The sequence below is a fragment of the Streptomyces sp. NRRL F-4489 genome (assembly GCF_001509485.1).
Classification (GTDB): domain Bacteria; phylum Actinomycetota; class Actinomycetes; order Streptomycetales; family Streptomycetaceae; genus Streptomyces.
In genome coordinates, this window is sequence record NZ_LLZI01000069.1 from 1 (window position 1) to 9,465 (window position 9,465).

At 76.0% G+C, this 9,465-nt stretch carries 6 protein-coding genes; 1 reads left to right on the plus strand and 5 read right to left on the minus strand.

Annotated elements, in window-relative coordinates; translation table 11 throughout:
• Positions 1-385 precede the first annotated feature (385 nt).
• From ADL22_RS36020 to ADL22_RS08350, 5 genes are all read right to left on the minus strand, one after another.
• Positions 386-1,675: a hypothetical protein gene (locus tag ADL22_RS36020; protein WP_066975305.1), complete on the minus strand. Its 1,290-nt coding sequence runs from the start codon at positions 1,673-1,675 to the stop codon at positions 386-388.
• 94 nt (positions 1,676-1,769) lie between these two features.
• Positions 1,770-2,690 (minus strand): hypothetical protein, encoded by a 921-nt coding sequence (locus ADL22_RS08335; protein WP_159048595.1) that lies wholly within the window; start codon positions 2,688-2,690, stop codon positions 1,770-1,772.
• 134 nt (positions 2,691-2,824) lie between these two features.
• Positions 2,825-4,120 carry a VWA domain-containing protein gene (locus tag ADL22_RS08340; protein WP_420711547.1) on the minus strand — a complete coding sequence of 432 codons (1,296 nt, stop codon included), beginning with the start codon at positions 4,118-4,120 and terminating at the stop codon, positions 2,825-2,827.
• A 79-nt stretch (positions 4,121-4,199) separates the two neighbouring features.
• Complete coding sequence (locus ADL22_RS08345; RefSeq protein WP_066975311.1) at positions 4,200-6,848, minus strand: DUF5682 family protein; 2,649 nt, start codon at positions 6,846-6,848, stop codon at positions 4,200-4,202.
• Positions 6,845-7,972 (minus strand): AAA family ATPase, encoded by a 1,128-nt coding sequence (locus ADL22_RS08350; RefSeq protein ID WP_066975313.1) that lies wholly within the window; start codon positions 7,970-7,972, stop codon positions 6,845-6,847. Before ADL22_RS08350 ends, ADL22_RS08345 begins: the two co-directional genes overlap by 4 nt.
• Before the next feature lie 222 nt (positions 7,973-8,194).
• Between ADL22_RS08350 and ADL22_RS08355 the strand changes: the two genes are divergently transcribed.
• Complete coding sequence (locus ADL22_RS08355; protein ID WP_234430594.1) at positions 8,195-9,403, plus strand: hypothetical protein; 1,209 nt, start codon at positions 8,195-8,197, stop codon at positions 9,401-9,403.
• Positions 9,404-9,465 lie beyond the last annotated feature (62 nt).

The window sequence follows — 9,465 nt, forward strand, 5'->3', positions numbered from 1 at the left end:
CCGTTAGCGAACCCCCCAGCGGGAATAACCCCCCGCCCCGCCAACGTTGTTGGCCCCGAAGGGGGGCCTCGCGCCCCCTAGGTGATCTGTTCCCCTCCCCCCTACGGGTCGCCGATCCCCGCCCTGGGAATAGCACCCAACTCCCTTTCGTTGAGGCCCCGTAGGGGGCCCTCGCTCCCCCTACGGGATCTGTTCCCCTCCCCCCTACGGGCAAAAAAAGCCGGGTGGCCCTCCCCCACAGAGGACCACCCGGCGTTTTTTACAGGGCGGGTCGAGGTGATCCCCACATCACCTCGTCCGCCTCATCCGGCGTCACGGTGGCTCCGGCCGCAGGTCACCGCCGTGACCTGCGGGCCGTCGCACACCGTGCTGGCGGCCGGACGGTTCAGAGGCCCTGGACGGGCAGGGCGGGCAGCGCCGGCACGTTGGCGGCGTTGGTCAGGTCGGCCAGGTTGGCGGGCACGGCCGGGACGGCCGGAACGCCCGGGACGGCGGGCACCGACGGAACGGACGGGACGGACGGGACGCCCGGCACGGACGGGACGGACGGAACCGAGGGGACGGACGGGACGGACGGGACCGAAGGCACCGACGGAACGCCCGGCACAGCCGGGACCACGCCCGCCGGCGCCAGGCCGCGCGCGCCGGCGGCGGCGGTCACCGTGGTGCCCTTGGCGTCGGCCACCACGACGGTGGACAGGCCCTGCGCGAACGGCGCGGCGTCGCTGCCGACACCCTTCGCCAGCTCGGTCGCGTGCCCGGCGACACCCTGCGCGAACGGCACCGCCGCGCCCTTGGTGCTCTCGACGAACACCTGCACCCGGCCGTTGACGACCGCCACGAACGGCGTGGCCTGGCGCGCCGCGTCACCGGCGAGCGCACCGGCGTCACCGACCGCGCCCTGGGCGACCGGCAGGACCTTGGCGACAGTCCGGCCGGCGACCGGCGGCAGCACATCGGCGGCGGTGCGGTCCACCACCGGACGCGCGGTGGCCAGGGCGCCCTGCGCCTGCTTGGTCAGCTGCTCGGGACGGCGACCCGCACCGGTGAGACCGGCCAGCAGGTTGTCGACCGCACCGGGCGCCTTCGGCAGACCGGGGGTCTTGGGCAGCGCCGGAACACCCGGCAGGCCCTTGGGCAGACCGCCCGGCAGACCGGCGGCCGGCAGGCCCGGGACGGCGGGCAGCTTCGGCGTGGCGGGCAGACCGCCGTTCAGAAGCTTGCCGGCCTTGCCCAGGTCGGCCTTGCCGGCGGCCTTGGTGACCTTCTTGACGGTCTTGGCGGCCTGCTTGGTGTCGGCGGCCTTCCGCACGTCACCGGTGGGCAGACCGGGCAGCCCGGCACCGTTGACGAGCCGGCGCACGCCGTCCACCACACCGCCGGCCTGCGGCAGTCCGCCGGTGGGCAGCTGACCGGCCGTCACGCCGCCGCCGAGGGCCCCGGTCGCCTTGCCGGCCGCGCCGCCCACGGTCGAGGTGACGGTGCCCGCCGCCTTCTGAACGGTCCCGGTGACCGCGCCGGTGGGCAGGTGCTGGGTGGCGCCGGTGACCGCGCCGGTCGCGGGCAGGACCGGGGTGGCGGGCAGTTCGGCGGCGTTGGCGGCGACGGAGCCCAGGGCCCACAGGCCGGTGGCGGTGGCGGCGACGGCGATGGAACGGCGGATGTTCGAGCGCATGGTTGGCGATGTCCTTCGAATTCGGGAGGTTCAACGGGCAGACCTGTGCCGCCCCCGCGCGGCAGGTCTTGTCAGACGCGGAGTGCGGTCTGCCCTAGCCGGGGAATTCGAGGATCTCTTCGGCGCGGCGGCGCGTCGGGGCGCCATCGGCCGTACGGACGCCACCCGGCAGCAGCCGGAAGCGCGGGGAATCGGCCGCGACGGCGGCGTGCTGGTCGCCGCCTCGGGAGCCGTGGCCGCCGCCCGTGGTGTGCGAGGCGGGCGCGGCGGGGCCCTGCGGGCACGGGACCGGCAGGCCGTGGTGGCCGGCGTCCCGCTGCGGAACCACCGCGGGCCGGACCCGCTCGGCGGCCGGGTGCTGCGACGCGTACGCGCAGTGCGCCGGGCCGAACAGGTGCGGTGCATCCGGGCCGGAGCCCGTCGCCGCCGTGTCCTGACCGGGCCGGGCGCCGCCGGGTACGCCGCCGTGCGCGGGCGTACCGCCGTCGCCGGGCCGCCCCGGGTGGATGCCGGTGGGGAGGTGGACGGGCAGCGCGCCGCCGATCCGGTCCCCGATGCCGCCGATCCGCCCGACCGTGCCGGTCACACCGTCCACCGCGCCGGCCAGCCGGCCGGTGACCGGTGCGGCCGCCCGCTCGGCGGGGCGTACCGCGTCCCCGACCGTCGCCGCGTCCCGCTCCATGGCGGCGCCGCCGACCGTGGCCGCTGCGGTGTCCGCGCGGCGGGTGAGGGCGGCGCCGTCCGCCGCGCCCTGCCGCGCCGGCGCCTCCCCGGACTCCGGCGCCTGGCCGGTCTTCCGCGGGGCGGTGGCGTGGTCCGGGGTGTCGGCCCCGGTCAGGGCGGTTGCGGCCGGGTGGCCGCCGGCGGGCGTGCGGTCGGCGGCGTGTGCGCCGGTGCCGAACGCGATGCCGAGGAGGACGAAGCCGATCAGGAAGAGCCCCGCCAGCAGTGCGCGCCGCGCGGCCACGGTGCGCGGCAGGCGCACGGCGGCAGGCAGGACGAACACAGCGGGCACGGAGGGGACCTTCCCAGATGGACGGGGACAGCCGGGCACGGTGCCTCGGTGTCGCGCGCGTCACGGGTGATCGGGCGATGCCCTGATCCTTGCACGACCCGCCAGGGGCCACGCAAGTCCCGCCGGGCTTCCTGTCACCGTTGCTCCGCCATGTCCGGTATGGGCAGCGGTCTTTTCTCCAGTGCGGCGGCCATCACCTCCGGGAAGAGGTCGGGCGTACAGGCGAACGCCGGGGCCCCGAGTGCGGCGAGCGCCGCCGCGTGCTCCCGGTCGTACGCCGGGGCCCCGTCGTCGGAGAGCGCGAGCAGGCTGACGAACCGCACGCCGGACGCCTGCATCGCGGCGACCCGCTTCAGCATCTCGTCGCGGATGCCTCCCTCGTAGAGGTCGCTGATGAGGACGACGACCGTTTCGGTGGGTCGGTCGATCCGCTGCTGGCAGTACGCCAGCGCCCTGTTGATGTCCGTGCCGCCGCCGAGCTGGGTGCCGAACAGCACGTCCACCGGGTCGGCCAGCTGGTCCGTCAGGTCGGTGACGGCGGTGTCGAAGACGACCAGCCGGGTCTTCAGGGCGCGTACGGACGCCAGCACCGCGCCGAACACCGAGGCGTACACCACGGAGGCGGCCATCGACCCGGACTGGTCGATGCACAGCACCACCTCCTTGCGCACGGTCCGGTCGGCGCGGGCGTATCCGATGAGCCGCTCGGGGACGACGGTGCCGTGGTCGGGGAGGTAGTGGCGGAGGTTGGCGCGGAGGGTGCGGTTCCAGTCGATGGCGTGGTGCCGGGGGCGGGGGGTGCGGGCGGCGCGGTCCAGTGCGCCGGTGAGGGTGGCGCGGGTGCGGGCGGCCAGCCGCTGCTCCAGGTCGGTGACGACCTTGCGGACGACCGCGCGGGCCGTCTCGCGGGTGGTGTCCGGCAGCATCTTGTTCAGGGAGATGAGGGTGCCCACCAGGTGGACGTCGGGCTCGACGGCCGCCAGCATTTCCGGTTCCAGCAGCAGGGTGGCCAGTCCGAGCCGGTCGATGGCGTCGCGCTGCATCATCTGCACGACGGTGGACGGGAAGTACGTCCGGATGTCGCCGAGCCAGCGCGCCACCTGGGGCGCGGACGCGCCGAGCCCGGCCGCCCGGCTGCCGCCGCCGTCGCGCGCGCCGCGGCCGGGGCCCTGCTGCGGCCGCCGTCCGTAGAGCGCCTCCAACGCGCCGTCCATCGCGGCATCCCGGCCGCGGAGTTCGTGTCCGGTGCCATCCGCGCCGGAGCCGCCCAGCACCAGCCGCCAGCGCCGCAGCCGCTCGGCTCCAGATTCCGGTTCCGATTCCGGATCCGATTCCGGTTGGTGCCGGGTGCGGCCTGTCCGCTCATTCACTTCATTCACTGAGGGGCCTTCTTGGGCCGATGGCTCCTCCATCGCTCGCAGCCCTGTCATCGTTCCGCCTCCGCTTCCGTTGCCGTGCCCGTCTTCGTGCCCGTTCCCGTGATCATCTCCTGCCGGCCTCCGTGCGCGCCTACGTGCCGACGTGGGCCCGTTCGGGGGCGCTGTCGTCGTAGCCGCGCTGGGGTATGCCCAGCAGGAGGCGGAGGGTGGGGAGGACGGCGGCGGCGCGGTCGCGGTCCAGGCCGGGGCCGAAGCCGGGCGCCGCCGCGTCGGCGGAACCGGGGGCCGGGTGGCCTGGCGCGCCCCCGGGGCCGCGCCGGACCAGCTCGCCGAGGGTGCGCCGGGCCCCAACGTCGTACTCGGCGAACGTACGCCGCAGCAGCGGCAGGACGTCGGCGAACGCGGCGTCCGGGACGCCGGTCAGCCAGCCGTCCACGAGGGCCAGCAGCCGTTCGTCGTGGACCAGCAGCAGCCCCCCGTCCGGGCCGCCGACGAAGCCCTCGATCCAGCCGGCGGCGTCGGCGGGCCGGCTACCGGGCGCGAGGGCCTGGGCCATCAGCCGCTCCGCGCCGTCGTCCGGCAATCGTCCGCCGTCCAGCAGGAGACGAGCGGCCCGGCCGCGCAGCAGCCCCGGTACGGAGTCCCGCCCGGCGAGGCTCCCGAGCACCGCCGCCCAGCGCTCCCGGAGCGGGGCATCCGGAAGCGGCGCGTTCGGAAGCGGCGCGTTCGGGGGCGGCGCCACCAGGGACGGCGACTTCGGGTGCGGCCACTTCGGGTGCGGCAGCATCGGGGCCTCACCGGGCGACTGCTGCGGCACGGGCCCCAGGGGCCGTTTGCCGGACGCTACGGACTCCGGGTGGCCCTCCGTTGCCTGGGCGAGGAGGGCGATGGCCTGGTGGGTGGCGTCGAGGTGGCGGCGCATCGCGGCGGCGCCGTCCGCGTCCAGGCCGGCACAGGCCGGGGGCAGGCCGACGAAGATCCGCCCGGCCAGGCCGAGGGCCACCGCCCGGAGCGCCGCGGCGTCCGTGCCCCGGACGTCCCCGTAGCGCACCGCGCGGACCAGGGCGGGCAGGGCCTGCGCCAGATGGCCGACGTCCGTGTCCAGGGCGGCGCGGTCGGCCAGGGCCCGCATGACCACCGGCAGCGCGCCGGGGAGGGCCGCGCGCAGGCAGCGCTCGGCGAGCGTGGTCACGTCGGCGAGCGCGGTGGCCGCCACGGCGTCCGCGGCGGCCTTGGCGGTGGCCGCGCCGAGCACCGTGGTGCCCCAGATGCCGGCCTCGGCGACCCGTACCGCCAACTCCGGTTCCCAGCGCAGCCGCCAGGTCTCCCGGAAGGTGCCGGTGCTGGCGGCCCGGGAGCGGGCGGGCTCGCCCCAGGGGATGTCCAGCAGCCGCAGCCGGTGCAGGAGGTGGCTGCGGGCGGCGTCGGTCTCCTGGCGCAGGTCCAGGACCAGCTCCCGTGCGGCGGACTCCGGTTTGAGCCGCAGTGTGCGCCGGGTGCGGTCGAGGTCGCGCTGGAGAGGGACGGCCGGCGCGGCCTCCGGTACCCGGCCCAGGACGTCGCCGACCACCAGCCGGTCGTGGATCAGCGCGGACGGCGCGCCGGAACCGTCGCCCATCACCGCCCGTACCGCGTCGTCGAGTTCGGCGAGGCCGGGCAGCGGGCGGCCGCGGACGGCGGCCAGCCCTTCGGCGAGCCGTACCGCCTCGATGACGTGGGACGGCGAGACCGGGTAGTCCTCCTCGCGGAGCAGCCGGGCGGCCTTGGTCAGCCAGCGCTCCACGGGGCGATCGGGGGCTTCGAAGAGGTGGCCGTACCAGCCGGGGGAGGTGATCCCGGCACCGTACCCGCTGCGCCGGGCCAGCCGCCGGTGTGTCCAGGGCACCCAGGTCAGCGCGGTCCTGATCTTGGGCAGGCCCTTGAGAAGCTGCCGGTCGGCGGTGACCGGGCGGCGGCCGGCCAGCGCGGGAACGTGCCAGGCGCCGCACACCACGGCGATACGGTCGCCGAACTCCCGCCGGGCGTCCCGTACTTTGAGCCGCATATGGGCCTCGCGCACCGCGTCGTGCGGGTGGCCCCCGTCGCCGTACGCGGCCCGCAGCTCCGTCATCGCCTCGGCGAGCGCGGCGAACGGGGCCAGTGCGTCCGCCCCCTGATCGCCCGCCCGGTGACCGCCCGCCCCCCGGTGCTCGACCACGTCCTCCCACCAGCGCTCGGGATCGTCATGACCGGCCGCCTCGGCCAGCACCCGCAGCGGATCCACGCGCAGCGCTTCCCCGCGCGGCGGGTGCCCGGCTTCCGCCTCCGCGCCCCCGGTCTCCGCCCCCGCGCCCCGGTCCCCTTCCGCGCCCCAGTCCCCTTCCGCGCCGCGGCCGGCCTCCACAGCCGCATCGGCGTCCGACTCCGACTCCGCCTCCGCACCGATGCCGGCCTCCGCGTCCGCCATGGCCAGCGAATGGGCCGCCGGCAGGTCGATGAAGCGCACCGGAACCCCGTGCCCCAGTGCCCACCGCAGCGCCACCCACTCCGGGGAGAACGCCGCCAGCGGCCAGAACGCGGCCCGGCCCGGGTCCTCCACCGCGTGCGCCAACAGGGCCACCGGCGGCCGCATGTCCTCATGGGCGGCCAGCGGCACCAACTCGTCCGCCTCGGGCGGCCCCTCGATCAGCACCGCGCCGGGCGCGCACCGCTCCAGGGCGGCCCGTACCGCCCGCGCCGATCCGGGGCCGTGGTGCCGCACGCCGAGCAGCACCGGCCCGGCCCCGCTCCCGCCGTTCATCCGCTCACCTCCCGGCAGGCGCGGTAGAAGTCCTGCCAGCCCGTGCGCTCCCGCACCACGGTCTCCAGGTACTCCTGCCAGACGACCCGGTCGGCGGCCGGCTCGCGGACCACCGCCCCGAGGAGCCCGGCGGCCAGATCGGCGGGGCGCAGCACACCGTCCCCGAAGTGGGCGGCGAGCGCCAGGCCGCTGGTGACCACCGAGATGGCCTCCGCCGTGGACAGCGTCCCGGACGGGGACTTGAGCTTGGTGCGGCCGTCGGCGGTGATCCCGTCCCGCAGCTCGCGGAACACCGTGACCACCCGCCGGATCTCCTCCATTCCCTGGGGCGCGGACGGGAGTTGGAGCCCGCGCCCGATCTGATCGACCCGGCGGGCGACGATGTCCACCTCCTCCTCGGGGGTGGCCGGCAGCGGCAGGACGACGGTGTTGAAGCGGCGGCGGAGGGCGCTGGAGAGCTCGTTGACCCCGCGGTCGCGGTCGTTGGCGGTGGCGATCAGATTGAAGCCGGGGACCGCCTGCACCTCCTGGCCCAATTCCGGTATCGGCAGGGTCTTCTCCGACAGGAGGGTGATGAGGCCGTCCTGGACGTCGGCCGGGATCCGGGTCAGCTCCTCGATCCGCGCGGTCATCCCCTGGGCCATCGCCCGCATCACGGGGCTGGGCACCAGCGCGTCCCGGCTGGGGCCGTGGGCGAGCAGCTGGGCATAGTTCCAGCCGTAGCGGATCGCTTCCTCGGGCGTGCCGGCGGTGCCCTGCACCAGCAGTGTCGAGTCGCCGCTGACCGCCGCCGCCAGATGCTCCGACACCCACGTCTTGGCGGTCCCGGGCACGCCGAGCAGCAGCAGGGCGCGGTCCGTGGCGAGGGTGGCCACCGCGACCTCGACGATCCGCCGCGGGCCGACGTATTTGGGCGTGATGACCGTGCCGTCGGCGAGCGTGCCGCCGAGCAGATACGTCGCAACCGCCCACGGCGAGAGCCGCCAGCGCGCGGGCCGCGGCCGGTCGTCGGCCGCCGCGAGGGCCGACAGCTCCCGCGCGAAGGCGACCTCGGCGTGCGGCCGCAGGACCTCACCGGTCGCGTCGCGCGCGTCGTCCGCCGTCGTGATGCCGTTCTCGGCCATTGCTTCCCCCTCGTCGTACGGTGCGCGGCCGGCACCCCGCGAACCCCCGCCGGCCGCTTGCGATTCCAAGCGTGCACCAGACCACTGACAATCCCCCGAAAACCGCCTCTGACCTGCGAATTCGCCGCGCGGCAGGGGCGATTGTCAGTGGTCGGCCGTAGCGTCGAAGACAGGAAATCCGAAAGCGGTCGGCGCGCGACGGGAATCCGCAGGGGGGACGAAATGACAACGCACGAGCCACAGCCACAGCCACACTCACAGCCGCAACGACACCACCCAAACCCGCACCCACATCCACAACCACAACCACAACGCAGCGACACAGCCGGTCGGCCGGCGACCGGCGCCGCGTCCCGCGCGCCCGCCGACCCCGAGGCGGCGCGGCGGCGGGCCGAGCGCCGCCTGCGGCGGATCGGGGCCGGCGCCACCGAGCTGGAGCAGCGCCTGGAGGATCTGCTGCACACCGGCCTCGCCACGGCCGCCCGCCCGGACGGGAACGCCTACGCCTCGGACGCGGACACCTCCGGCCCGGGCGGTTACGCCTCCGCCCCGGCTGGGCCCGGCAGCGGCAATGGCAGCGGCATCGGAATCGGCAGCGCCTGGGACGAGACGGCCGCCCGCATGGTCGACGCCCAGGCCCCAGGACTGGCCGGCCGCGTTCGGGAGTTGGGGGCGATCACCGCCTCCGGGCCGGACTGGCCGTCCCGCCTCCTGGAGGAGTGCGCCCTCCTCCACCTCCTCAACCAGGGCTTCCTCGGCATCGACCGGCTCCCGGCCGCGCTCACGGCGACGGTCCGGACCCGCGTCGGCCTGACCACGGATGCCGCGGACGTCCTGTCCGGGCCGGAGGCGGTGACGGTCCGGGACCGCTGGCTGGTGCTCGCCCAACGGGACGGCGCGGATGGCGCGTTGACCGCACGCCGGATCTATCTGCGCGGCGAGCGGACCGGCCGGATGGCGCTGCACCTCTCCTTCGGCGGCCCCCACCGCCCCTTGGACGTCTCCCTGCCGCCCGGCCTGCTGCTCGACGCCGAACTGGCCTACTACCCCGGTGCCCGCCCCCTGCGCGCCGCCCTCGGCACACGGCACGCCCCAGCCGTCCCGGGACCGGTCCCGCCCGGATGCGGGATCGACGCCGCCCTGGCCGCGTACGGGCACGCGCTGCGCGACGACCCCTGGCTGGACGCCTGGCCGGTGGTGCTCACCGACGTCACACCCCTGCCCGGCGGGCCGGACGGCGGCTGGCAACTGGCCGACGCGGACGGCGAGTCGGCGCTCCCCCTGGACCCGCGCCGGCTGGGCCGTACGGCGCTGTGGCAGCTGGTGTCCATATCGGGCGGCGCGCCGATCACGGTCTTCGGCGAATGCGGCCACCGCGGCTTCCTCCCGCTCACGGTGTGGGACCCCGCACCGGTACCGCTGTCCTCGTAACCGCCCCCGGCCCCGGCCCCGGCCGCCGCCACCCTGGCGCCCCCCACCGCCCGTACCCAACC